This window comes from Ideonella sp. A 288 (genome assembly GCF_002198735.1).
Lineage (GTDB): Bacteria > Pseudomonadota > Gammaproteobacteria > Burkholderiales > Burkholderiaceae_C > Pseudaquabacterium.
The window spans coordinates 1-25,773 of the sequence record NZ_MWLO01000127.1; the positions used below are offsets into that span (position 1 = coordinate 1).

At 70.8% G+C, this 25,773-nt stretch carries 19 protein-coding genes and 1 pseudogene; 15 read left to right on the top strand and 5 right to left on the bottom strand.

Features of this window, described 5'->3' with window-relative positions; all coding sequences use genetic code 11:
• The 6 genes from EOINJALH_RS16220 to EOINJALH_RS16245 all read left to right on the top strand — a co-directional run.
• On the top strand, positions 1-364 hold a 364-nt coding region (locus tag EOINJALH_RS16220), incomplete at its 5' end, for an SPOR domain-containing protein (protein WP_199873392.1).
• A gap of 64 nt (positions 365-428) precedes the next feature.
• Positions 429-1,082, top strand: coding sequence for a thiol:disulfide interchange protein DsbA/DsbL (locus tag EOINJALH_RS16225; RefSeq protein ID WP_088281888.1), 654 nt, complete (start codon positions 429-431; stop codon positions 1,080-1,082).
• Positions 1,083-1,233: 151 nt separating this feature from the next.
• A complete protein-coding gene (lptA, locus tag EOINJALH_RS16230; protein ID WP_088281890.1) occupies positions 1,234-1,857 on the top strand; it encodes a lipopolysaccharide transport periplasmic protein LptA in 624 nt (207 codons plus the stop codon).
• Complete coding sequence (gene lptB, locus EOINJALH_RS16235; protein WP_088281892.1) at positions 1,854-2,645, top strand: LPS export ABC transporter ATP-binding protein; 792 nt, start codon at positions 1,854-1,856, stop codon at positions 2,643-2,645. Before lptA ends, lptB begins: the two co-directional genes overlap by 4 nt.
• Before the next feature lie 49 nt (positions 2,646-2,694).
• Positions 2,695-4,224 carry an RNA polymerase factor sigma-54 gene (locus EOINJALH_RS16240; protein WP_088281894.1) on the top strand — a complete coding sequence of 510 codons (1,530 nt, stop codon included), beginning with the start codon at positions 2,695-2,697 and terminating at the stop codon, positions 4,222-4,224.
• Positions 4,221-5,639 (top strand): THUMP domain-containing protein, encoded by a 1,419-nt coding sequence (locus EOINJALH_RS16245; protein WP_088281896.1) that lies wholly within the window; start codon positions 4,221-4,223, stop codon positions 5,637-5,639. Before EOINJALH_RS16240 ends, EOINJALH_RS16245 begins: the two co-directional genes overlap by 4 nt.
• A gap of 20 nt (positions 5,640-5,659) precedes the next feature.
• On the opposite strand, the gene EOINJALH_RS16250 is transcribed toward EOINJALH_RS16245, so the two are convergent.
• The 4 genes from EOINJALH_RS16250 to EOINJALH_RS16265 form a co-directional block, all read right to left on the bottom strand.
• Positions 5,660-6,094: a YidB family protein gene (locus EOINJALH_RS16250; protein WP_088281898.1), complete on the bottom strand. Its 435-nt coding sequence runs from the start codon at positions 6,092-6,094 to the stop codon at positions 5,660-5,662.
• Positions 6,095-6,189: 95 nt separating this feature from the next.
• Entirely contained in the window at positions 6,190-7,365 is a 1,176-nt protein-coding gene (locus tag EOINJALH_RS16255; protein ID WP_088281900.1) for an MFS transporter, read from the bottom strand.
• A complete protein-coding gene (locus EOINJALH_RS16260) occupies positions 7,362-8,111 on the bottom strand; it encodes a 16S rRNA (uracil(1498)-N(3))-methyltransferase (RefSeq protein ID WP_199873393.1) in 750 nt (249 codons plus the stop codon). Before EOINJALH_RS16260 ends, EOINJALH_RS16255 begins: the two co-directional genes overlap by 4 nt.
• A 30-nt stretch (positions 8,112-8,141) precedes the next feature.
• Positions 8,142-9,824: a long-chain-fatty-acid--CoA ligase gene (locus tag EOINJALH_RS16265; protein ID WP_088281902.1), complete on the bottom strand. Its 1,683-nt coding sequence runs from the start codon at positions 9,822-9,824 to the stop codon at positions 8,142-8,144.
• A 228-nt stretch (positions 9,825-10,052) separates the two neighbouring features.
• Here EOINJALH_RS16265 and EOINJALH_RS16270 point away from each other — a divergent pair, with 228 nt between their 5' ends.
• The 4 genes from EOINJALH_RS16270 (at position 10,053) to EOINJALH_RS16285 (ending at position 19,224) form a co-directional block, all read left to right on the top strand.
• Entirely contained in the window at positions 10,053-12,911 is a 2,859-nt protein-coding gene (locus EOINJALH_RS16270; RefSeq protein ID WP_088281904.1) for an AAA family ATPase, read from the top strand.
• A 239-nt stretch (positions 12,912-13,150) separates the two neighbouring features.
• On the top strand, positions 13,151-18,367 hold the full coding sequence (locus tag EOINJALH_RS16275; protein WP_144290049.1) for a choice-of-anchor D domain-containing protein: 5,217 nt from the start codon (positions 13,151-13,153) through the stop codon (positions 18,365-18,367).
• 36 nt (positions 18,368-18,403) lie between these two features.
• On the top strand, positions 18,404-18,706 hold the full coding sequence (locus tag EOINJALH_RS16280) for a hypothetical protein (protein WP_088281908.1): 303 nt from the start codon (positions 18,404-18,406) through the stop codon (positions 18,704-18,706).
• Positions 18,707-18,723: 17 nt separating this feature from the next.
• Positions 18,724-19,224 (top strand): hypothetical protein, encoded by a 501-nt coding sequence (locus EOINJALH_RS16285; RefSeq protein ID WP_088281910.1) that lies wholly within the window; start codon positions 18,724-18,726, stop codon positions 19,222-19,224.
• 330 nt (positions 19,225-19,554) lie between these two features.
• Here EOINJALH_RS16285 and EOINJALH_RS16290 read toward each other — a convergent pair whose 3' ends face one another.
• Positions 19,555-20,454, bottom strand: a complete 900-nt coding sequence (locus EOINJALH_RS16290; protein ID WP_088281912.1) for an NF038132 family protein — start codon at positions 20,452-20,454, stop codon at positions 19,555-19,557.
• A 718-nt stretch (positions 20,455-21,172) separates the two neighbouring features.
• Between EOINJALH_RS16290 and EOINJALH_RS16300 the strand changes: the two genes are divergently transcribed.
• The 5 genes and pseudogenes from EOINJALH_RS16300 to EOINJALH_RS16320 all read left to right on the top strand — a co-directional run.
• Positions 21,173-21,460, top strand: coding sequence for an FmdB family zinc ribbon protein (locus EOINJALH_RS16300; RefSeq protein ID WP_088281916.1), 288 nt, complete (start codon positions 21,173-21,175; stop codon positions 21,458-21,460).
• A gap of 131 nt (positions 21,461-21,591) precedes the next feature.
• A complete protein-coding gene (gene fmdA, locus EOINJALH_RS16305; RefSeq protein ID WP_088281918.1) occupies positions 21,592-22,848 on the top strand; it encodes a formamidase in 1,257 nt (418 codons plus the stop codon).
• 125 nt (positions 22,849-22,973) lie between these two features.
• Complete coding sequence (locus EOINJALH_RS16310; protein WP_088281920.1) at positions 22,974-23,486, top strand: AmiS/UreI family transporter; 513 nt, start codon at positions 22,974-22,976, stop codon at positions 23,484-23,486.
• 77 nt (positions 23,487-23,563) lie between these two features.
• Complete coding sequence (locus EOINJALH_RS16315; RefSeq protein WP_088281922.1) at positions 23,564-23,800, top strand: FmdB family zinc ribbon protein; 237 nt, start codon at positions 23,564-23,566, stop codon at positions 23,798-23,800.
• A gap of 516 nt (positions 23,801-24,316) precedes the next feature.
• Positions 24,317-25,470, top strand: a pseudogene (locus tag EOINJALH_RS16320) (IS3 family transposase); the annotation flags it as partial.
• Positions 25,471-25,773: the final 303 nt, after the last annotated feature.

The window sequence follows — 25,773 nt, forward strand, 5'->3', positions numbered from 1 at the left end:
CCCGGAGGCGGCCGCGCCGGCCAGCGCGGCCGCCTCCGGGGTGCGCAGCGCGCGCGACCCGGCGGCCATCCTGGCCGGCAAGCCGGCCGCCTCTGCCGCTTCCCGGTCCACCGCCGGGGCACCTGATGCGTTTGTGTACTTCGTGCAGGCGGGTGCCTACTCGCGCGCCGAGGATGCGGAGCAGCAGCGTGCCAAGGTGGCCATGCTGGGGCTGGATGCCCGCGTCACCGAGCGCGAGCAGTCCGGCCGCACCGTGTACCGGGTGCGCATGGGCCCGTTCGATCGCCGCGACGAGGCTGAGTCCGTTCAGGGCCGGCTCGGCGAGGCGAGCGTCGATGCCAACCTGGTGCGCGTGGAACGTTGACGCGCGGCGGCCTGCGGGCCGTTGCCCCGAGAACCCTGGTTTAGAGATCTGAGAGGACGACCCGATGAATCGCCGTGACTTCAACGCCCGCCTGGCCGCTGCCGGTGCCTTCGGTGCCCTGGGCACCACGCTGGGAGGGCTGGCCCAGGCGCAGGCCGAACCGGCCGAAGGGCGCGAGTACACCCGCATCAAGGAGCCGGTGCCGGTGGCCGTGCCGGGCAAGGTGGAGGTGATCGAGTTCTTCGGCTACTGGTGCCCGCATTGCGCTGCGCTGGAGCCCACCCTCGAGGCCTGGGCGCGCAAGCTGCCGGCCGATGTCAACTTCCGGCGCCTGCCGGTGGCCTTCTCGGCGCCGCAGGAGTCGTACCAGAAGCTGTATTTCGCGCTCGAGGCGATGGGCCAGGTGGCCGCGATGCACGGCAAGGTGTTCACCGCGATGCACGGCGCGCGCCAGCGCCTGGACAAGGACGCCGAGATCACCGCGCTGGCCGCCGCCAGCGGCGTGGACGGTGCCAAGCTGCTCGACACGATGAAGAGCTTCACGGTGGCCACCAAGGCCAGCCAGGCGCGCCAGCTGAGCCAGACCTACCGCATCGAAGGCGTGCCCACGCTGATCGTGCACGGTCGTTACATGACCTCGGTGGGCATGGCCGGCACGGCAGACCGCGCGCTGCAAGTGGTCGACGCGCTGATCCAGCGTTCGCGCGCATCGCGCTGACCGCGCCGATCGCGGCTGGCCCTGGCCGCGGGCCAGGGGCCGAGGGCGGCGTGCGCGCCACGTCGGCCCTTGGCCGCGACGAAATCCCCAACTTTCCCGCGGGTTGTGCGAGGCTTGCGACTAGAATGGTCTGCAAGTTTTGTGCCGCCAGATGCCTACCCCGCCCCTACCCCGACTGATCGCCCTCGCGCTGGCCGCGAGCGGTGCACTTGCGGCCCAGGCCGAAACGGCCGACCGCAGCAAGCCGATGACGCTGGAAAGCGACAAGCCCTGCGTGCTGAGCCTGGTCCGCCAGACCAGCCAGTGCAGTGGCAACGTCGTCATCTCCCAGGGCACCCTGATCATCCGCGCCGACCGGCTCGACCTGCGCGAGGCGCCCGATGGCTCGCGCCAGGCCACCGCCCTCGGCACCCCCGACAAGCCCGCCACCTACCGCCAGAAGCGCGACGGTGTCGATGAGCACGTCGAAGGCTCGGCCCAGCGCATCGAGTACGACGGCCGCGCCGGCACGCTGCGCTTCATCGGCAAGGCCGAGGTGCGGCGCCTGCGCGGCACCGTGCCGGCCGACGAGATCCTGGGCGACACCATCGTCTGGGACAGCACCGCCGAGCAGTTCAGCGTTCAGGGCGGCAGTGGCACGGGCAACAACCCGGGTGGCCGCGTGCGCGCCGTGCTGAGCCCGCGCGAGCCGGCGGCCAGCGCCCCGCCGGCCTCCAAGGCCTCCGCGCCGGGGGCGGCGCTGCGCAACTCGACCTCGCTCGGGGACCGCCGATGACCGCAGCGGCCGCCATCCAGGGCGGCAGCCGGCGGGTCGGATCCAGCGGCAGCCGGCTCGAGGTCACCGGCCTGGAAAAGACCTACGGGTCGCGCAAGGTCGTCAAGGAAGTGCACCTGGCCGTGGGCGCCGGCGAGGTGGTCGGCCTGCTCGGCCCCAACGGCGCCGGCAAGACCACCACCTTCTACATGGTGGTCGGGCTGTTGCGTGCCGATGCCGGCGAGATCCTGATCGATGGCGTCGCGGTGCAGGGCAAGCCGATCCACCAGCGCTCGCGCATGGGACTGTCCTACCTGCCGCAGGAGGCCTCGATCTTCCGCAAGCTCAACGTCGCCGAGAACATCCGCGCCGTGCTCGAACTGCAGACCGGCGCCAATGGCCGCGCGCTTCCCGAGGCCGAGATCGAAGAGAAGCTCGAGGCGCTGCTGCGCGACCTGTCGATCGAGAAGCTGCGCGATTCGCCGGCACTGGCACTGTCGGGCGGCGAGCGCCGGCGCGTCGAGATCGCCCGCGCACTGGCCACGCAGCCGCGCTTCATCCTGCTCGACGAACCCTTCGCCGGCGTCGACCCGATCGCGGTGCTCGAGATCCAGCGCATCATCGGCTTCCTCAAGTCGCGTGGCATCGGCGTGCTGATCACCGACCACAACGTGCGCGAGATGCTGGGCATCTGCGACCGCGCCTACATCATCAGTGATGGGCGGGTGCTGGCCGAAGGCACCCCCGCCGAAATCGTCGAGAACGCGGACGTGCGCCGCGTCTACCTCGGCGAACACTTCCGCATGTGACCATGAATCCCCGCACAACGAACGTTCCGCGATCGCGGGTGGCCGGGTGATGAAACCGTCACTGCAAGTCCGCCTGTCGCAGCACCTGGCGCTGACGCCCCAGTTGCAGCAATCGATCCGCCTGCTGCAGCTGTCGACGCTCGAGCTGCACCAGGAGATCGAGCAGATGCTCGAGCAGAACCCCTTCCTCGACATCGAGGAAGACCGCTCGCCGCTCGAGATGAGCCTGGAGCGCGTGGCCCCGCCGGCCGATGCCGGCCGCGAGCGCGAGAGCGAACGCCAGGCCGAGCGCGACGATTCCGGCGCGGAGGAACCCGCGGCCATCGACGGCAACGACTTCGGCGGCACCGAGCGCGACGACTGGGAGAACGGCACCGAGCGCGACGACTTCGACGGCATCCGCGAGCTGCCCTCGAACAACAGCCCGGGCAGCGGCAGCAGCGGCGGCGACGACGATTTCGAGCCCACCGAGTCGGCCGCCAACGGCCCCAGCCTGCAAGACCACCTGCGCCGCCAGTTGCTGGGCATGCGCCTGTCGGGCGAGGACGCGGCGGCGGTGATGGTGCTGATCGAGTCGCTCAACGAGGACGGCTACCTGGCCGACCCCATCGAAGAGATCGCCGACAAGCTGGCCGACCCCGACGACGCAGAGGGGCGTGAGGAACTGGTCGACCGCCTGCGCTGCGCGCTGAAGTGGCTGCAGAACATGGAGCCCACCGGCGTGGGCGCGGCCAACCTGCCCGATTGCCTGGTGCTGCAGCTGCGCACCCAGCCCGCCTGCGAGGCTCGCGACGTGGCCATCGTGGTGTGCCAGCGCCACCTCGACCTGCTGGCCAGGCGCGACCTGCGCAAGCTCGGTGCGCTCACCGGCGCCAGCGACGACGTGCTGCGCGAGGCGCAGACGCTGATCGTTGCCTGCGAGCCCAAGCCCGGCCGCCCGTTCACGCGCGCCGAGGCCAACATCATCGTGCCCGACGTCATCGTGCAGAAGGCCGGCCGCGGCTGGAAGGCCACGCTGAACCCCGACGTGATGCCCAAGCTGCGCATCAACGACCTCTACGCCCAGGCCATCCGCGGCCAGCGCGGCAACGGCACCTCGGGCCTGTCGGCGCGGCTGCAGGAGGCGCGCTGGTTCATGAAGAACATCCTGCAGCGCTTCGACACCATCCTGCGCGTGTCGCAGGCCATCATCGAGCGCCAGAAGGCCTTCTTCACCCATGGCGCCATCGCGATGAAGCCGCTGGTGCTGCGCGAGATCGCCGACGAGCTGGGCCTGCACGAATCCACCATCTCGCGCGTGACCACCGCCAAGTACATGTCCACGCCCTTCGGCACCTACGAGCTGAAGTACTTCTTCGGCAGCTCGCTCAACACCGAGGCCGGCGGCAATGCGTCCAGCACCGCGGTGCGCGCGCTGATCAAGCAGCTGGTGGCCGCGGAAGACCCGGGCAAGCCGCTGTCCGACAGCCAGTTGTCGGAGATGCTGTCCGAGCAGGGCATCCAGGTGGCGCGCCGCACGGTGGCCAAGTACCGCGAAGCGCTCAAGATCGCCCCGGCCAATCTGCGGAAGGCGATGTGAGCGCGCCCGCCACGCCCCACGCCGCACCTCGCGCGGCGCACCCCGCGCCGGCCGCGCAGGCCGCGCTGTTCCTGCCCTGCGCGGCAGGCACCGAGCCGCTGCTGGTCGACGAGTGCGCCCGCCTGCTGGGCGACGGCGTGCGCATCGAGGCCGCGCGCGGCGGCGTGGTGGTGCACGGTGACGCCATCGCCGCGATGCGCCTGAACCTGCACAGCCGCCTCGCGCAGCGCGTGTTCTGGCCGCTGGCCCATGGGCCCTACGACAACGAGCACGACCTCTATGCGTTGGCGCGCACCGTGCCCTGGTGCGACTGGATCACGCCGCAGCAGACGCTGCGCATCGACACCACCGCGCAGCGCTCGCCATTGCAGAGCCTGAACTTCGCCACCTTGCGCGTGAAGGACGCGGTCTGCGACGTGCTGCGCGACGCCACCGGCGAGCGCCCCAGCGTCGACACGCACTGGCCCGACCTGCCGCTGGCGCTGCACCTGTCGCCCACGCACGCCACCATCTATGCCGACACCTCGGGCGAGGCGCTGTTCAAGCGCGGCTGGCGCGACGCCAAGGGCGCCAAGGGCGAGGCGCCGCTGAAGGAGACGCTGGCCGCCGCCATGCTGGCCGCGGCCGGCTGGCGGGGCCGCGCCGAGGACGGCCCGCTGTTCGACCCCTGCTGCGGCGCCGGCACCATCGCCATCGAGGCCGCGCAGATCGCCTGCGGCATCGCGCCGGGCCTGCAGCGTCGCTTCGCCTTCGAGAAGATGCTGCCTTTCCGCACCCACCAGCATGCGTGGCAGCAACTCAAGACCGAGGCCCGCTCGCAGCAGCACGCGCCGGCGGTGGCCATCTATGCCGGCGACGTGTCCTTCCGCATGACCGACTTCGCCACCCGCAACGCCGGCCGGGCCGGGGTGCAGGCGGCCATCGAGTTCAAGACGGCCGATGCGCTGCAGCGCCTGCCGCCGGCCGAGCGCGGCACCCTGGTGATGAACCCGCCGTATGGCGAGCGCATCGCGCCGAAGGGCGCGCGCGGCCACGAGCGCATGGCGCCGCAGGAGGTGCGTGCCGGTGAACGCCTGGTGCGGCCCGATGCGCGGGCCGCCTGGCACGATGGCGGCCGCCCGGCGCACGGTGCCCGCCCCGGTGTCGGCCCGGAAGGGCGCGAGGGCTTCGAGGGCGGGGGCAGCCCCGACGAGTTCTTCCGCCAGCTGGCCGCGCACTGGAAGCGCCACTACGCCGGCTGGACCGCCTGGGTGCTGAGCCCCGACATGCGGCTGCCGCAGGCCCTGCGCCTGAAGGAAAGCCGCCGCGTGCCGATGTGGAACGGCGCGATCGAGTGCCGGTTGTTCCGCTTCGACCTGGTGGCCGGCTCGGCGCGCGACAAGCCGGCGGCCGAAGACGAGGCCACCGGCGCCTGACCGCGCGCTGCTGCGGCGGCTCAGCGCCGCATCAGCTGGCCGAGGATGCTCGACAGATCGCCCAGCCCGCCCTGCGGGGCCTGGCCGTTGGGCGTGAGCTGGTCCACCACCTGCGGCAGGATCTGCGACAGCTGGCCGGCCAGGTCGCCGGGGTTCAGGCCCAGCTGCCGGGCCATGCCGCCGATGGCGTCGCCGCCCAGCACGTTGGAAATCTGGTCGGCCGACACCGGCTGGTTCTGGCCCGTGCCCACCCACGACGCGGCCACGTCGCCCAGGCCGCTTTGCTGGAACTTCTCGAGCAGGCCGCCCAGGCCGCCCTGCGCGCTGCCGTTGGCCAGCATGCCCACCACCGCGCTGATCAGCGCCGCGTTGCCGCCACCTTCACCGGCCGCGCCTCCCTGCTGTCCGCCCAGAGAGCCCAGCACACCGCCCAACACCGAATCCAGCAAGCCCATGGTTCACTCCAAAAGGGGGACAAAGAAGTGCGCATTGTCACCATCGCGACGCCGTGCGGCCCCGACTTTAGGCGGGCTGGCGCACTCGGCCGGCCTCAGGCGGGTCCGCGGGCGCGGTTCAGTCGCGCCAGCCAGGCCAGCGCGCCTGCCAGCAGCGCCAGCGGCAGCAGCGTGCCCAGGTTCATCGCCGTCCAGCCGCCGGTGGTGACCAGCGCGCCCGAGCTGAACGAGGTGAGCGTCATCGTCGCGTAGACGCAGAAGTCGATGGCCGCCTGGCCGCGCGTCTTCTCCTCGGGCCGCCAGGCGGTGGTGGCCAGCGTGGTGCCGCCGATGAAGAGGAAGTTCCAGCCCAGCCCCAGCACCAGCAGCGCGCCCAGGAAGTGCATCACGTCGTTGCCGTGCAGCGCGAAGGCCACGCAGGCCAGGTTGAGCAGCAGACCCGTCGTCATGATCGGCAGCACGCCGAAGCGCTTGATCAGCCGGCCGGTGAAGAAGCTGGGCACGAACATGCCCAGCACATGCCATTCGAGCACCAGCGCCGCGGCCGAGAACGGGTGGCTGCACTGCGCCATCGCGATCGGCGTGGCCGCCATCAGCAGGTTCATCACGCCGTAGCCGATGGCGCAGGCCGCCGCGGCGATGATGAACACCGGCTGGCGCACGATCTCGGCGGTGGTCCGGCCCGCGGCCACCGCCGTGCCGCCTTCGCCGGGCAGCGGCGGGAAGGGGATGCGCGACATCACCAGCAGGCTCAGCAGCGCGATGCCGATCAGCGCCACGTAGGCGCCGGCAAAGGGCTGGGGCATGGCATCGCGGGTCCAGGCCGCCAGGTTGGGGCCGACCACGCCGCCCAGGATGCCGCCGGCCAGCACCCACGAGATGGCGCGCTCCTTGAACGAGGGCTCGACCAGTTCGACCGCCGCGAAGCGGTACAGCGAGCCGTTGGCGTTGTAATAGCCCGCCACCACGGTGGCCGCCACCAGCAGCCAGAAGTTGCGGTCCAGCGCCGCCCAGGCGCACACCGCGGCACTGGCCATGGCCACCAGCAGCCCCAGCTGGAAGGTGCGCTGCCGGCCCCAGCGCCGCTGGTGGCGGGCCACCAGCCCGGTGGCCAGTGCGCCGCCAGCCACGTAGCCGGTGACCGGCAGCGTGGCCATCCAGCCCACCGGGGCCAGCGCGAAACCCACCAGCCCGTTGATGGCGATGAAGGTCACGTTGTTGACCATCAGCAGACCCTGGCACAGCGTCAGCAGCGCGAGGCGGAAGTTCAATGGGTGCCCTCGATCGCCGCCAGGCAGGCCAGCGCGGCCAGCGGCGCGGTGTCGGCGCGCAGCACCCGCGGGCCCAGCGACACCGGCACGAAGCCGCGCGCCACCGCGCTGGCCTGCTCGTCGGGGCCGAGCCCGCCCTCGGGGCCGCTGAGCACGGTGACGCGGTGTGCCTCGGCCAAGCCGGCGTGGCTCAGCAGGCGCGGGGCCGTGGGGTCCAGGCTGAGCAGCCAGCGCAGCGAGGCGGGGTCGCCCGCATCACCCAGGCCGGCCAGCCATTCACGGAACGACAGGGGGGCGGCCACCTCGGGCACGCGGTTGCGCCCGCTCTGCTCGCAGGCGGCCGTGGCGATGGCCTGCCAGTGCGCGGCCTTGCGCTCGGCGCGCTCGCCGGCCACGCGCAGCACCGAGCGCTCGCACACCAGCGGCTGCACGGTGGCCACGCCCAGCTCGGTGGCCTTCTCGACCAGCGTGTCCATGCGCTCGTTGGCGGGCATGCCCAGGGCCAGGGTGACGGCGCGGCGCAGCTCGCGGTCGATGGGGTGGTGCGCCTGCACGCGGGCCACCACGTCGCGGCGGCCCATCTGCAGCACCTCGGCGGACCACTCGCCGCCGCGGCCGTCGAACAGCGTCAGCGCCGCGCCGGGCTGCAGGCGCAGCACCTGCACGTGGCGCGCCGCGCCGGGTGGCAGCGCCAGCTCGAGGCCGGCGGTCAGGGGCGTCTCGACATGGAAGCGGGGCAACGACATGGGCCCGCAGTGTGCACGAGCCCGCCCGCGCTACGCCGCCTTCTTGGCATCGCGCAGCTCGCGCCGCAGGATCTTGCCGACGGCCGTCTTGGGCAGGTCGCCGCGGAACTCCACCACCTTGGGCCGCTTGTAGCCGGTGAGGTTGGCCTCGCAGTAGGTGCGCACGTCTGCCTCGGTGAGGGCCGAGTCCTTCTTGACGATCACCACCTTGACGGCCTCGCCGGCCTTCTCGTCGGGCACGCCGACGGCGGCGCATTCCAGGATGCCGGGCATGCCCGAGAGCACGTCCTCGATCTCGTTCGGGTAGACGTTGAAACCCGAGACTAGGATCATGTCCTTCTTGCGGTCGACGATGCGGAAGTAGCCGCGCTCGTCGACGATGCCGATGTCGCCGGTGCGGAAGAAGCCGTCGGCCGTCATCACCTTGGCCGTCTCGTCGGGCCGCTGCCAATAGCCGGCCATCACCTGCGGGCCGCGGATGGCGATCTCGCCGGCCTGGCCCATCGGCACCTCGCGGCCGTCGTCGTCCAGCAGGGCGAGCTCGGTGCTGGGCATCGGCAGGCCGATGGTGCCGCTGTAGGCGGTGGCGTCCACCGGGTTGCAGGTGGCCGACGGGCTGGTCTCGGACAGGCCGTAGCCCTCGCAGATGGGGCAGCCGGTCTTCTCGAGCCACTGCCGTGCGGTGCCCTGGGTGACGGCCATGCCGCCGCCGACCGAGATCTTCAGGTGGCTCCAGTCGACCTTGTCGAAGTCGGCGTGGTTGACGATGGCCGTGAACAGCGTGTTCACCGCCGGGAAGCTGTGGAAGGGCTGCGCGCCCAGGTCCTTCAGCAGGGCGGGGATGTCGCGCGGGTTGGCGATCAGCAGGTTGCAGCCGCCCATGCGCAGGCCCAGCATCATGTTCGTGTTGAAGCCGAAGATGTGGTACAGCGGCAGCGCGCACACGGTGACGATCTGCTCGCCGGCCGGGATCTTCTTCAGGGCCGGCTGGTACCAGGCCTCGGCCTGCAGGATGTTGGCCACCAGATTGCGGTGCAGCAGCACCGCGCCCTTGCTGACGCCGGTGGTGCCGCCGGTGTACTGCAGCACCGCGATGTCGTCCGGCCCCACCTTGGGCGGCGTGTAGGTCTTGCCGCGGCCGGCGGACAGCACGTCGTTGAAGCGCAGCGCACCCGGCAGGTTGAAGGCCGGCACCATCTTCTTCACCCGGCGCACCACGTGGTTCACCACCGCGCCCTTCAGGAAGCCGAGCATGTCGCCCATCGAGGCCAGCACCACCTTCTTGGTCGGCACGGCGTCGATCACCTGCTCGAGCACGTGGGCGAAGTTCTCGATGATGACGATGGCCTTGGCGCCGGAATCCTTGAGCTGATGCTCCAGCTCGCGCGGCGTGTACAACGGGTTCACGTTGACCACCACCAGGCCGGCGCGCAGCACCGCGGCCACCGCCACCGGGTACTGCGGCACGTTGGGCATCATCAGCGCGACGCGGTCCCCGCGCTCCAGCCCGCTGGACTGCAGCCAGGCGGCCATCGCGCGCGAGGCATCGTCGACCTCGCCGAAGGTGACGGTGCGCCCCATGAACTTGTAGGCGGCCAGGTCGCGGTACTTGCGGAAGCTCTCGTCGATGAGCGCCACCAGAGAGGGGTAGACGGTGGTGTCGATCTCCGCGGGCACGCCGGAGGGGTACTGCTTCAGCCAGGTTTTCTCCATCACGGGCTCCAGGACGATGCGACATTCTTGCTGAAAGCTGACGGGGCAGACTCAGGGCAATCGATAGCGGGGGTAGACCCGGGTGGACAGCGTGCCTGCCGTGGCGGTGCCGGCGGGGTGCCCTCCGTCGTCCCGGCGTGCACCACGGCACGGTGGGCGGGCCGCGGCCACCCAGGTGCGCGGTGCCGACGCAGGGCCCGGTTCCTAGAATCCCGCAGCCCCCTGCCGATGACCCCAGCGCCCGAGCTTTCTCCCCTGCATGCCGCGCCCGTTCCGCGCTGGCAGGTGCGCCTGCTGGGCGACACCGTGCTGGAGGACGGCCTGGGCCGGCCCTTGCGGCTGCCCAGCCGGGCGGCGGCGGCGCTGCTGGCCCGGCTGGCCATGGCGCCGCAGCGGGCCCATGCGCGAGAAGAGCTGATCGAGCTGCTGTGGCCCGGGGTCGATCTGCCCGTGGGCCGCAACCGGTTGCGGCAGGTGCTGTCGACGCTGAAGAGCCTGCTCGAGGAAGGTGCCGAGGCGCCGGTGATCGTGGCCGACCGCATGAGCCTGCGCGTGGCGCCGGGCGCGCTGGACTGCGACGTGCCGCAGTTCGAGGCCGCCTGCCGCGCCGGCCAGCGCGAGCAGGCCCTGGCGCTGTACCGCGGCGAGCTGATGCCCGGCCACTTCGACGAATGGATCGGCGACGAGCGGCTGCGCCTGGCCGCGCTGGCCGACCGGCTGGTGCCGGCCGTGGCCGCGTCGACCCCGGCCGCGCCGGCCCCGGCGGCTCGCACCGCCGCGGCCGTCGATGCCACGCCCGACAGCGGTGCCGCGCCCGCCTACCTGACGCGCTTCTACGGCCGCGAGGCCGACAGCGCCCGGCTGCGCGCCGAGGTGCTGCAGCACCGGCTGGTCACGCTGGTCGGCCCCGGGGGCGCCGGCAAGACGCGGCTGTCGGCCGAACTGGCCACGGCGCTGCGCGACGCGCCGCGGCTGCACCGGCCCGAACCCGGCGTCGAGTCGCCCTTCGACGCGGTGCTGTTCGTGCCGCTGGTGGCCTGCAACGGCCGCGCCGAAGTGCTGCAGGCCCTGGCCGGCGTGCTGGGCACCGAGGCCGGCCCGGCGGCCATCGAGCGCGCGCTGGCGGGCCGCCGTGCGCTGCTGGTGCTGGACAACTTCGAGCACCTCGTGGAGGCCGCCGCCGACCTGGCGCAGGCCCTGCTGGCCCGCCTGCCGCACCTGCACCTGCTGGTCACCTCGCGCCGCGTGCTGGGCCTGGATGGCGAGCGCGAGTGCGTGCTGGGCACGCTGCCGCCGCCCTCGGGCGACCTGAGCCTGGCCGATGCCGCCGGCAACCCTGCGGTGGCGCTGTTCGTCGACCGGGCGCGTGCCTCGCGCGGCGACTTCCAGCTGGTGCGCGGCAACCTCGGCGCCGTGATCGGCCTGGTGCGGGCGCTCGATGCGATGCCGCTGGCGCTGGAACTGGCCGCCGCCCGCTGCCGCACGCTGGCGCCGTCGGCCATGCTGCATATGCTGGGGCCCACGCCCGGTGGCCCGCTCTCGGCCGACAGTGCCACCCCGGCGCTGGACCTGCTCGAACGCCGCGGCAGCCGCGGCGACCGCGATGGCCGGCAGGCGTCGATGGTGCGCGTGCTGGCCTGGAGCTGGCAGCTGCTGCCCGCCCCGGCACAGGCGCTGCTGTCGGCGCTGACCGTGTTCCGTGCCGGCTGCACCGTGTCCGCGGTGGCGGCAGTGTGCGAGTTGTCGCCCGTGCAGGTCGGTGTGCAGCTCGATCTGCTGGCCGGGCACTCGCTGGTGCAGGTGCATCACGTGCACGAGCAGGGCGAACGTCCCTCGGTGCCATGGCAGTCCGCCGAGCCGGGCCGCGCATCGGGCGACATGCCCGACCGGTTCTCGCTGCTCGAGGTGATCCGCGAGTTCGCTGCCGCGCGGCTGCCGGCCGAGCGGGCGGCCACGCTGCGTTCGCGCTGCCGCCAATGGTTGATCGACTGGGCGCGTCGCGAAGCTGCGCCGCCGGTGGCCTCGCGCATCGCGCCCGAACTGCCCAACGTCCACGCGGCGCTGCTGGGCGCCGAGTCCGACGGCGCCGCGCAAGACGCCGTGCAGCTGGCGCTGGCGCTGCGCGACTATTGGGAACTCGACGGCATGCCGCCGCACAGCCAGCAGGCGCTGGCACAGGCCGTGGAGCGGCACGGCGCGGGCTGGCCCGACGCGCTGCGCTGCGATGCGCACGAGTTGCTGGCCTACACCAGCATCGGCGCCGGCGATGGCCCCCAAGCGCTGGCCCATGCCGAGGCCGCACTGGCCTTGGCCGGCGACGACCCGCTGCGCCGCGGCCGCTGTCTGTTGCGTCGCACCTGGGTCTGGCTGTCCATCGACGACCAGGCCGAAGCGCAGGCCGAAGGGCAGTTCGGCCACCTGGACGACGCCATGGCCTTGGCGCGTCAGGTCGGCGATGCCGCGCTGCAGGCCCGCGTGCTGCACCAGCAGGGCATCCTGATGCGCTACAGCCGGCGCGACCTGGTCGGTGCCGAGGCCCTGTTCGCCCAGTCCCAGGCGTTGTGGGAAGGGCTGGGCAACCAGCGCATGGCGCGGGCGCGGCTGCGCAACCGGGCCCAGTGCCGGGCCGCCCGCGGCCTGCACCGCGAGGCGCTCGAGATCTACCTCGCCTGCGAACAGGCGGCCGTGGCCGAAGGCGACTGGGTCGGCATCATCGATTCCACCCACAGCGTGGCCTCCGGCCTCGATCGGCTGCGGCGCTGGGACGGGGCGGTGGCCAAGGGCCGCGAGACGATCCGCGTGTCGTGGCAGCGCCACCATGCCCATGGTCTGGCCTATGCGCTGTGGAACATCGTCCACCCGATGCTGCGCGCGGGGCAGGTCGACGTCGCGGTTCAGTTGCTGGCGCAGTCCGCGGCCTACTGGACCGAGCACATGGGCCCGTTGGGAAAGGGCGACCAGCGCGACGTCGGCAAGCTGCTCCGCCTGGCCACTGTGCAGCTCGGCGCCGAGCGCGTGGATCGCCTGTGGCGCGAGGGCGCGGCCCTGTCCATCGCCGACGCGGTGGCGCTCGCACTCGGCGCCTGACGCGGGCACGGCGTTCGCGCAGACGCAGGCGCCACCACGGCCCTGCCCGGGCGCCCTCCCATGCCGCTGGCAAACCCGCCACCCCCCGTGACCAAGGGGGGCGGATCGCGGCCTTCGGGCCCTGCGCGCTAACGGTTGGCTAGCGGTCGCTGTCGATGCTGGCGGTGTGGTGGTTGCGCCTGGCGCGGCCACCGGACCCTCCGCCCACGCACCGACGCCTCGACCCCGGGAGCACGACCATGACGCCCACCGCCCGCAAGCCCTTTCGCCCTTCTGCCCTGGCCATCGCCGCGATGCTGGTGGTGGGCGCCACGCCCAGCCAGCAGGCCCTGGCGGCCAACTGCACCTGGAACCCGCCCACCGGCAACTGGAACGTGGCGGGCAGCTGGTCCTGCGGCGTCGTGCCCACCGGGCCGGCCGTGGACAGCGCCACCATCGGCGCCGGCAAGACCGTCACGGTGAACACCGCGCAGTCGATCTTCACGCTCGGCAACGCCGGCACGATCAACATCGACGCGGCCCAGCTCTCGCTGCAGGCCGGCGGCAGCACCACCAACACCGGCACCCTCAACGTCGGCGGCGCCAGCACAGCGGCGCTGCAGATGTCGCACAGCATCAACAACGCCGGCGGCGTGATCAACGTCGGCGCCGGCAGCGTGCTCAACCAGTTTGCCGGCACCTTGTCCGGCGGCAGGATCAACACCTCCGGCACCGGGGCCCTGGTGGTCGGCGCGAGCTCCTCGAACGTCCTGAGCGGCGTCACGCTGGGTGGCCGCATGGACATGGCCAGCGGCTTCTCGCTGCAGCGCATCACCAACGGGCTCACGCTCGACAACGGCACCATCGACCTGGGCAGCCAGAGCGTGCTCAGCTTCGAGGGCACCAGCACGCTGGCCGGCACCGGCAGCATCGTGCTGGGCTCCGGACCGAACAACCGCCTGTACTTCGACGGTGACGGCACCACCACCTTCGCTGCCGGCACCACGGTGCGCGGGCACAGCGGGCTCATCGGTGGCCAGATCAACGCAGCCGGCACGCAGACGCTGGTGAACCACGGCACCATCAGCGCCGACACGGCCGGCGGCACCATCACGATCTTCGATTCGGCGGTCGTCAACCACGGCACGCTCCGTGCGCAGAACGGCGGCACGTTGCTGCTCAACAGCCACCTCACCGGCACGGCCACCGGCCAGATCGTGGCCGGTGCCGGCAGCACCGTGGTGCAGAGCGGCGTCACGCTCGGCGGCATCGTCAACGTCAGCGGCGCCGGGCAATTCCAGGCCGCGGGCCACGGCGCGAACTTCCTGGACGGCGTCATGCTCAACGGCAACCTGGACATGGCCAGCGGCTTCAGCCTTCAGCGCGTGAAGGCCGGCGGCCTGGTGCTCAATGGCAGCATCGCCGTCGGCAACCAGAGCGTGCTCAGTTTCGAGGGCAACGGCGGGCTGTCGGGCAACGCCACCATCGTGCTGGGCTCGGGCCCCAACAACCGTGTCTACTTCGACGGTGACGGCACCACCACCTTCGCCGCCGGCACCACGGTGCGCGGGCACAGCGGCAACATCGGCGGCCAGATCAACATCTTCGGCACGCAGACGCTGGTGAACCACGGCACCATCAGCGCCGACACGGCCGGTGGCACCATCACGATCTTCGACTCGGCCGTCGTCAACCACGGCACGCTGAGCGCGCAGAACGGCGGCACGCTGCTGCTCAGCAGCAATGTCACCGGCGGCGCCACCGGCCAGATCGTAGCCGGTGCCGGCAGCACCGTCGTACAGAACGGCGTCACGCTCAGCGGCATCCTCAACGTCAGCGGCGCCGGGCAATTCCAGGCCGCGGGCCATGGCGCGAACTTCCTGGACGGCGTCACGCTCAACGGCAACCTGGACATGGCCAGCGGCTTCAGCCTGCAGCGGGTGACCGCCGGCGGCCTGGTGCTCAACGGCCGCATCGACATCGGCAACCAGAGCGTGCTCACCTTCGAGGGCAACGGCGGGCTGTCGGGCAACGCCACCGTCGTGCTGGGCTCGGGCCCCAACAATCGCCTCTACTTCGACGGCGACGGCACCACCACCTTCGCCGCCGGCACCACCGTGCGCGGGCACAGCGGCAACATCGGCGGGCAGATCAACATCGGTGGCACGCAGACGCTGGTGAACCACGGCACCATCAGCGCCGACACGGCCGGCGGCACCATCACGATCTTCGACTCGGCCGTTGTCAACCACGGCACGCTCAGTGCGCTCAACGGCGGCACGCTGCAGCTCGACAGCAAGCTCACCGGCACGGCCAACGGCCAGATCGTGGCCGGAGCCGGCAGCACCGTGCTGCAGAACGGCGTCACGCTGGGCGGCATCCTCAACGTCAGCGGCGACGGGCGATTGCGGGCGGCGGGCCACGGCGCGAACTTCCTGGACGGCGTCACGCTCAACGGCAACCTGGACATGGCCAGCGGCTTCAGCCTGCAGCGCGTGACCGCCGGCGGCCTGGTGCTCAACGGCCGCATCGACATCGGCAACCAGAGCGTGCTCAGTTTCGAGGGCGATGGCGGGCTGTCGGGCAACGGCACCCTCGTGCTGGGCTCGGGCCCCAACAACCGCGTCTACCTCGACGGCAACGGCACCACCACCTTCGCCGCCGGCACCACGGTGCGCGGGCACAGCGGGCTCATCGGCGGCCAGATCAACATCGGCGGCACCCAGACGCTGGTGAACAACGGCACCATCCACGCCGACACCGCCGGGGGCACCATCGCCTTCACCGACTCGGCACTGGTGAACAACGGCCTGGTGCGCGCGTCGGCGGGCACGGTGAACGTCGGCGTGGCCCTGTCGGGCACCGGCACGCTGCAGGTCGATGCCACCGGGGCCATGGCGCTGGCCAACGGCGCCAAGACGCAGGGGCGGCTGGCGATGGGCGCCACCGGCGCGGCCCTCGGCCTCGGCACCGGCAACCTCACGATCACCAACGACTACACCAACGTCGGCGCCGGCACGGGCAACGCCTTCAACCGCCGTGCCGGCGTCAGCGGTACCGGCCAGATCGTTGCCGGCGGCAATGCGGCCCAGGCCATCACCGGCGCCAGCGTCAGCAACGGAGGCACGGCCAATGCCACGTTGACCATCGGCAACGTGCGCGTCGGCGCCACCACGTTCAACTACCAGGTGGCCAACACGGGCGCCACCGGCCCGTCGCTGCGCGGTGCGATCCAGACCAGCGTGAACGGCGGCAACCTGACCGACGCGCGCCTGTCCGGCAGCGGCGTCACCGCCAGCAACTACAACACCGGCGCGCCGGGCGGCAACACCGGCAACCTGGGGGTCACCTTCACCGCTGCCAACGCCGGCGCGCTGGTGCCGATGGCCGGCCAGGTGCTGAACCTGCGCAGCAACTTCGAGAACATCGCCGACCAGAAGCTGAACATCGTGCTGGCTGGCGGTGCGGCCGCCTACAACGCGGCGGTGGGCAGCGCCACGTCGCCGGTGCAGGTGGTCAACCAGCGCGTCGGCGGCGGCGCGACCGCCAGCGTGGCGGTCTCCAACACCGCCGCGGCCGGCGCCTTCAGCGAAGACCTGCACGCCAGCATCGCCGGCACCACCGGTGGGGTCAGTGCCAACGGCGGCATCACCGGCCGCCTGGCCGGCGCGAACGCCGGCGGCGGCGCCATCCACGTCGGTGTCGACACCGCCACCTCGGGCGCCAAGACCGGCACCGTCACGCTGAACTACCAGACCGCCGGCACCGTCAACGGCGTGGCCAACGGCCTGGGCACGGCCGGCGCCGGCAGCCAGGCGGTCACCGTCAATGGCAACGTCTACCAGGCCGCGGCCGGTGCGCTGCAGGGCGCGGCGCTGAACTTCGGCACCGTGCAGGTGGGCCAGTCGGTGAGCCAGGCGCTGGTGGTGCGCAACACCGCGGTCGGCGCCGCCGGCTTCGTCGAAGACCTGAATGCCAGTTTCGGTGCCGCCAGCGGCGCGGGCGCCGGCCTCATCAGCGGCAGCGGCGCCCTCAACGGCATCCGCGCCGGCAACAACAGCAACGCCGGCAACGGCGCGATGACGGTCAGCGTCAACACCGCGGCGGCGGGCCTGGTCAGTGGCGCCATCGCCGTCAACTACGTCACCGCTGGCGCGGTCAACGGCGTGTCCAACGGCCTGGGCACGGCCGCCGTGGGCAGCCAGAACTTCGGCGTGGCCGGCACCATCCAGGCGCTGGCCAACGTCATCAACCAGGCCAGCCCGCTGGTCCACAACGCGGTCATCGACCTCGGCTCGGTGCGCGTCGGAGCTGCCTCGCCAACGGCCAATGTGAGCGTCTCCAACCAGGCCACGGCGGCGCCGCAGGCGGCGCTGAACGCCAGCATCGCCAGCAACGGCGCGCCGGTGGTGGCCGGCGGCAGCTTCAGTGGCCTGGTGCCCGGGGCCACCAGCGCCAACGCGCTGCAGGTGGGCCTGAACACCGCGGTGGCCGGCAACTTCACCGGTGCCAATGCCGGCAGCGCAACCCTCTCGCTGGTGTCCGATGCCAGCAACGTCGGCAACTGTGGCGCCAACTGCCAGCTGGCCCTGGCCAGCCAGACGGTCAGCGTCAGCGGCAAGGTCTACACCCAGGCGGTGGGGCAACTCGGCACCGCGGCGGTGGACTTCGGCGTGGTGCGCGTCGGCGACACCGTTGCGGCGCGCAACATCACCGTCACCAACACCGCCGCTGCCACGGCGCTGAACGACACCCTGCGCGCCAGCCTCGGCGGCGTCGGCGGCCCGTTCACCGCGGGCGGTGCCGCCGCCGGCATCGGCGCGCAGCAAAGCGGCCAGATCGCCGTCGGCCTGAACACCGCCGCCGCGGGCGTCTTCAGCCAGGCCGGCAGCGTGGGCTTCCTCAGCCACAACCCCGACATGGCCGATGTGGCAGCCGGTGCCGACGGCGCCGTGCAGGTGAAGGCGCAGGTGAACAACCTGGCCAACGCCGACTTCGACCTGCTCGCCGGCCTGGGCCTGCTGACGCAGAACGGCACCGACTACCTGCTCGACCTGGGCAACATCGCCGCCGACCAGAGCGACTACGCGCTGGTCCTGCGCCTGGACAACGACGTGAGCGGCCCCGCCGACGACCTGAGCGGCCTGTTCGACCTGAGCCAGGTCGACGACTTCAGCCTCGCCGGCTTCGGCGCCGTCAACGGCCTGGCGGCCGGCCAGGTGAAGGGCGGCCTGAGCGTGGGCTTCACCGCGTCGATGCTGGGCTTCTTCGAGGACGTGATCGAGTTCGACGGCCTGGGCACCAACGCCAGCGACCGCAACGGCCTGGCCCAGCACCGCCGACTGATCATCCGCGCCAACGTGTTCGACCCCAATGGCGGCGGCACCGTGCCCGAACCCGGGTCGCTGGCCCTGCTGCTGGTGGCCGGCGTGGCCGCGCTGGTGGCCCGGCGCCAACGCCGCCAGCGCGCGCACTGATCCCGCCCACCTCGCGATCGCCCCAAGGAGCCTCTCATGACCCGACTTCAATACTGGACCGTCACCACCGTGGCCGCGGCCTGCTTCCTCGCGATGCTGGCCAACCTGGCGCTGGGCCTGGCCAACCAGTCGGCGCGCGCCGACGTGGGCCAGCGCCAGCAGTACGTGCAGCAATCGGTGCAGCTCGAAGGGCTGTACCGAGAGATCATCCGCGCGCTGGCCGAACTGGCTGCGCGCAACAACGACGGCGACGTCAAGGCCATGCTGCAGCGGCACGGCATCACCTTCAACGTCAATCCGGCCGCCGCCGCACCGGCGCCGGCTGCGGCCCGCAAGTGAACGACAGGAGCACCGCCATGAAGACCGTCATTGCCATGCCCACCGCCGCGCAGCCCCGCGACGCCCAGCCCCGCGACGCCGAGCCCGACACGGGCAGCCCCATGCCGCCGGCCCACGAGGCCAGCGTCTCGGCGGCACCGGCCGGACCGGGCCGCAGCCACCGGTCGGCGCACCGGGCGCAGGCCGCCGCGCCGCAGGCCCACGGCCCCTTCGTGCCGCTGTTGCTGGGCGGCCTGGCCCTGGCCGGCTGGCTGGGCTTCCAGGCCGCGCAGCTGCTGGCCGATCGCGAGGGCCTGCTGGCCGCTCATCTGGCGCAGCAGCAGACCGTGGACAGCGCGGCCCGGCTGCGCGGCTCGCTCGATGCGCTGGCGGCCGACACCCAGCGCATGGCCCTGGCCGGCAACCCCAGCGCCAAGCTGCTGGTCGACGAACTGGGCAAGCGCGGCGTCACCATCAGCGCCACGGCCGCGGCGGCAACACCCACTGCGCCTGCCGCTCCTGCGCCGACCGGGCGCTGATGCGGAGTGGGCCGGACGAATCGACGGGTCTTCTGGGCGATGCGCTGAACGGCTCGGAAGGCGTGTCCTGGGCCACGTGAAGAAGCGCAGCGCTCCAGTCGCGCGAGGGGCAGTCTTCCCCACCGGCTCGGCGCCGCCGCATCGAACATCGGTCGTTGCGGCCACGTCCTACACGCTTGCGGATTGCCCCGCTGCGACATGTTGTCGCGCACCGGGTGGGGCCGATCAGGGNCCGGCGCCGGGTGGGGGAAATGGCACAGGGGCCTGTGCATTTGCCCCAGCCCCACCCGGCGCCGGGTGGTTCGCGCCGAGCGGGTTGCTGCAGGCCGATCAGGCCCGTGCGGACGAGCGCCGGCGCGGCGTGGTGCTGCGCAGCAGCGCCAGGCTGACCAGCACCAGGGCCAGGCTCTGAGGTTCCGGGAGGGGCGTCGAGCCGCCGGAGCCGAGAACGTCGAACCCCTGGAACTGGCCCGTGCGCAGGCCGTTGAAATCGAAGCCCAGGGCGGATTGGTAAGCCTCGTCGCCCCAGTTCATCACGCCGAACTCGAGGTAGTAGCTGCCGTTGTTGCGGACCCTGTAGTCCGACTGGATCCAGCCCGTCGCGCCGCAGGTGCTGGAGTTGTCCCAGCAGGTGCCGCGGTCGCCGCCCAAGGGGGCCCAGTCGGTGTCGGTGCTGAGAGTGCCGTCGATGGTGTTGCCGCCATTCAGCACGGCGTCCATCTCGTCCAGCAGACTGTTGTCCTCCTGGCTGCCCAGCACGCCGCCCGGCACGACCTGGCCGCGCGACGAATTGCTGCTGCGCGCCGTGAACAGCCAGGCCGCTGTGTCGTTGGTGCTGGCATCGACGAGGCGGGCCCAGGCGTAGTCGCCATAGGCGCCACCGTCGGTGGACACGTAGTTGAAGTACATCGTCAGCGTGTCGTTGTTGGCCGCTGTGAAGGTGCTGGAGCGGACCGCCGAGCCGTTGGTTTCTTCGCGGGTTCCCTTGCCATCCTTCTTCAGGTCGAGCGCCGACGCGCCGGTCACGCCACCATCGGTGGTCACGAAGCCGACGGGGCTGCTGCCCGAGGGAGACAGCGGGACGGTGTTGGTGCTGCCAACCAGGCCGGCAGCGCCGGCTTCGATGGTCCACGTCAGGTCATTGATCTGGATCGGCGCGGCCTGTGCAGCGCCGAAGGACAGGGCGACAAGTGCCGCGAGAGCAGTACGGGTGAAGGCGGTGGGTTTCATGGTTGAGGTCGAGTGAACAGAAGTTGTGACGTCCCGTCTTGCAATCCCCGGACCAAGCACGGCCCCCTGATCGGGGGGGGGGCGCTCCAGCAGGTCCACGCGACACCGGCGCGTGAGGGCCGGTGTCGCGCAAGCCTCGACTGGTCCGAGCATTCGCCCTGCCAGATCGACTGCCCATGACGCTGCCCGTCAGGGGGCGCGCATCGGTGCCACCCAACGGCGACGGTCGGTTGGCTGCACTCGGCGTGCGCACACACCACCGGCTCAGAGTCGGCCCACCTCCCAACCCACCCCACTCCCCGAGGCCGAACGATGCCCGAACAGAACGGTGCCGAATCGCTGGTCGGCACGCTGGCCGCCAGCCCGGTCGAACTGTGCTTCGCCAACCCGGGCACGTCCGAGATGCACTTCGTCGCGGCGGCGGTGCAGGCCAACCACCACAGCCGCACCCACCGGGCAGCGCCCCTCGGCCCGCGCTCGGTGCCTTGGCCGCTCACCGCCCATCCGCACGAGCGCCGTTCCGCGAGAGGCCGTCTCATCCGATCGGGTGAGCGGCGATTCACCCGATCGGGTGAACCAGATTCATCGGCGCACGGGATTCGCGCAACCCCGTCCGCTTGCAGTATCCAACCCGTCATCCGTTGCTTCGGATGGTTCAACAGGCCTCGGTCGAGGTCGCGTCGGCACCCGGTGCCGCGGAACGGGAAGGAACTTCGCCATGGCCACCTACGAATACCGATGTGAGCAGCACGGGCTGTTCGATGTGCTGCGTCCTTTGGGCACCGCACCCGCATCGGTCGACTGTCCGCAATGCGGCAGCGCTTCGCCCCGCGCCATGTCGGCGCCGATGTTCAAGTCGAGCCGCCACCAGGCCGTGATGGCCGCGATGGACCGTGCCCAGAAGAGCCGCCACGAGCCCGAAGTGGTCACCTCGCTCCCGCCCGTCGGCGGCCCCCGGCGCACCGTGACCCTGACGCCGGAACTGCGCAGGCTGCCGCGCCTGTGACGACCACGCCCGATCCCGTCCCCGCCGGGGGTCCCGCGAGTTGGCAGGAAAGGAGGGCATATCCGGCAATCCATGTGCATCCCTGACCAAGTCCGCAGACATCCGCATCCAACCGATCGAAAGGTCCAGACATGCCCAAGAATCTTTTCCCACTCGACAACACCAAGAAGTTCCGTGACCAGAAACTGGTCGGCCACAACCGTTGGCACCCGGACATTCCGGCGGCCGTGAGGGTCAAGCCCGGCGACGTGTTCCGTGCCGACTGCCGCGAATGGTTCGACGGCGCGATCAAGAACGACGATTCGGCCGACGACATCCGCCATGCGCCGCTGGCCGGCGTGCACGTGCTGTCGGGGCCTTTCCACGTCGAGGGCGCCGAGCCCGGCGACCTGCTCGTGGTCGACATCCTCGAGATCGACGCCTGCGACCAGGAAGACTCGGGACCGTTCTCGGGTCAAGGCTGGGGCTACACCGGCGTGTTCGCCAAGAAGAATGGCGGCGGCTTCCTGACCGACCGCTTCCCCGACGCCTACAAGGTGATCTGGGACTTCCGCGGCGACGTGGCCACCTCGCGCCACATCCCCGAGGTGTCGTACACCGGCATCCACCACCCGGGCCTGATGGGCACCGCGCCGTCGGCCGACCTGCTGGCCAAGTGGACGAAGCGGGAGACCGCGCTGATCGCCACCGACCCGATGCGCGTGCCGCCGCTGGCCCTGCCGCCGCTGCCCGACAGCGCCATCCTCGGCTCGCTCTCGGGCGCCGAGTTCGACCGCGTCGCCCGCGAGGCAGCCCGCACCGCCCCGCCGCGCGAGAACGGCGGCAACCAGGACATCAAGAACCTCACCGCGGGCAGCCGCATCTTCTATCCGGTGTTCGTGCCGGGGGCCAAGCTGTCGTTCGGCGACCTGCACTTCTCTCAGGGCGACGGCGAGATCACCTTCTGCGGCGCGATCGAGATGGGCGGGTTCATGGACCTGCACGTCGACGTCATCAAGGGCGGCATGGCCAAGTACGGCATCCACGAGAACGCGATGTTCATGCCTGGCAACCGCGACCCGCTGTACTCGGAATGGATCGCCTTCTCGGGGGTGTCGGTGGACGGCGGTGGCAAGCAGCACTACCTGGATTCGTGGCTGGCCTATGCCAACGCCTGCAATCACGCCATCGATTACCTGATGAAGTTCGGCTACACCGACATCCAGGCCTACATGATCCTGGGCACCGCGCCGGTCGAAGGGCGGCTGTCCGGCGTGGTCGACATCCCCAATGCGTGCTCGACGATCTACATCCCCAGGGCGATCTTCGACTTCGACATCCGGCCCTCGGCCGCTGGCGCGCCGCACCAGGTGAAGCAGGGCTTGCAGGTGCCCCGCACGCCGAACTGAGGCCGCGGCGTCCTCACGCAGCCTCGGCCACCGAGGTGCACTGAAAGTGCCAGTGCCAGGTCCCGGCCCCGCAAGGGCCGGGACTGGACCGGTTGTGTTCGTCGATAAGGTCTGGAGAAAGCACCATGCTGGGACTTGTGTTGTTTTACGTGGGCGCCGTGTTGTGTCTCAATGGCCTGTGGCTGCTGGGCCGCATCGGCGACAACGAGATCGCGGTCATCGACTACTTCGTCGGCGGCATCACGCTGCTCGCGTCGCTCTATCTCGCGTTCGGGCCGGGTGCCGACGCCGACTCCATCAAGGCCGCCGCGCTGACCTTGCTGTTCACCTTCACCTATTTCTGGGTGGCGCTGAACCGCTCCAACGGCGCCGATGGTCGGGGGCTGGGGTGGTTCTCACTGTTCGTCTCGATCACCGCGGTGCCTGTCACCATCCAGACGCTGAGCAGTGCCACCACCACCTGGGGCTTCTGGTTCGGCCTGTGCTGGGCCGCCTGGTCGTTCCTGTGGTTCCTGTTCTTCCTGCTGCTGGTGGGCAAGAAGCCGATCGCCAAGTTTGTTGGGGCGGTCACGGTGGCCGAAGGCGTGCTGACCGGCTGGGTGCCGGGCTACATGCTGCTCAACGGATTGATGAAGTAGGCGCGGCCCGGGAAGTAGGCGCGGCCCGGCCGACGCCAGCCGCAGAACCGTACGCTCATCTGTGAGGTCATCACACCATGCCGATGTACGACTACCGTTGTGACGACTGCGGCAGCTTCCGCGAGATCCGCCCGATGGCGGAATCCCAGGGGCCACGGGCCTGCCCGGCCTGTGGCGCCCCGTCGCAGCGGCTGCTGTCGGCGCCGTTCCTGGCCGGCCACGACCAGAACGGCCAGATCCCGAACCGACCCATCGGCCAGGGCAGGGTACCCTGGCGCAGCGCCTGCGCCATGGGCTGCTCGCATTCGCACTGAGCGCGGCGTTGGGCTCATTACGGCCGTTGCTGCACTGCTGAACAGCCGTCGTTCGATGAGCGGCGCGGGAGCGCCGCGCCGGGCTGCCCTGTTCTGCTCCGTGTCCCCCGCCGCTGGCCGAAAGGGGCCAGCGGCTCCTCCTAATATTCTGAGCACGCTCTCGTCGCGCTGAAGGGAGCCCGCCCGGTTGACCTCGTGCTCCTCCTTGGGACTTCAAGCCCGCAGTAAAGACTGATGCACCGAGCGGTTTCGACGCTGTAGCTCGAACGGTGTCTTGGGGCGTTGCCTGCCGGTGGTAGGCAATGACCCCGCATATTAGGGTGCGCATGTCGAATTCAGCGAGCCTCTTGTCCAGGAAGGCGGTGCGCTCATGCCGATCGCTGTGGGTGTAGATGTCAGCAAGAACAAGCTCGATGTGGCGTTGCTGAATCCGCAAGGAAAGTTTCGCTCCAAGGTCTTCAGTGAAGTTGCCCCGATTTCACGGACACCTTACGCTGAGAAGAGAAGGAGTCCGAGATGCCCAGAACCAGACCGCCGTACCCGGCGGAGTTCCGCCAGCAGATCATCGAGTTGGCGCGAACCGGCAAGACGCCGGCGGAGTTGTCACGCGAGTTCGGCTGCACTGCGCAAACCATCGCCAATTGGATCGGCGCAGCCAGTGGTGACACCCACCGAGGCAAGCCAGCCAACGACACCTTGAACAGCGCCGAGCGCGAAGAGCTTGTCCGGCTCCGCCGGCAACTGCGCCAGGTCCAGATGGAGCGCGACATCCTGGCAAAGGCTACGGCCTGGTTCGCCGCCAAGGGCGACAAGACGTTCACACCGTCTTCGAACTCGTGAACGCGAACCAGGCCGCCTTCCCGGTGCGCAAGATGTGCCGAGTGCTGGGCGTGTCGCACAGCGGCTTCTATGACTGGCTGCAGCGCCCACCCTCGCAGCGTGCGATGCAGGACGCCGTGCTCGTCGAACGCATCCGCACCATCCATGCCGAGTCGGATGCGACCTACGGCATGCCGCGCATCCGCGCCGAACTGGTCGAGCAGGGCGTTCGCGTGGGGGGCAAGCGCATCGCGCGGCTGATGCGTGGGGCCGAACTGCGCGGCGTCAGCAAGCGCCGCGGATTCACCGTGACGACGCAGCGAGACGACAAGCAGCGCCCGGCGCCCGATCTCGTCAAACGCGAGTTCAAGGCCACCGGACCGAACCAGCTGTGGGTGGCCGACATGACCTACGTGCCGACCTGGGCCGGATTCATCTACCTGGCCGTGGTGATGGACGTCTGGAGCCGGCGAGTGGTTGGATGGTCGATCGGCGTGCGCATGACCGCCGATCTGGTGCTTGCGGCGCTGAACATGGCCCTGGCGCAGCGCAAGCCGCGCGAGGTCATCCACCACAGCGATCAGGGCAGCCAGTACACCAGCATCGCCTTCGGCAGTCGCTGCGCGGAGATGGGCGTGCGCCCATCCATGGGCAGCGTGGGCGATGCCTACGACAACGCCATGGCCGAGAGCTTCTTCGCCACGCTCGAATGCGAACTGCTGGACCGGCGAAGCTTCACGACCAAGACCGAGGCGCGCACGGCACTGTTCACCTACATCGAAGGCTGGTACAACCCGCGCCGGCGGCACTCCGGCCTGGGCTACCTCTCCCCGGCCAACTTCGAGAAGAAGCACCAGCTCGATCAACACAGTCAGCCTCCGCGCGGCGAACACGGGTTACCCACCGGCGGCGCCTGCGTGGCATGCGCAACGCCGCCGGTGGATAACCCTGCACCGCAGACCATGTCGACCCCAAGCCCGGCTTGAGACTCAAGCCGTTACCCGTCCGTGAAAGTGGGGCAAATCCAGGAACTGCACCCGGCGCAAGAGCTTGGTCGCCGCCCGCTCACCCAGTACATCGTCGAAGTTCTTTCTGAAGTGGATGTTCAGGTTGTCCAGCACCAAGTGAACTCGGCGAGCCTTGGCGTATGCATT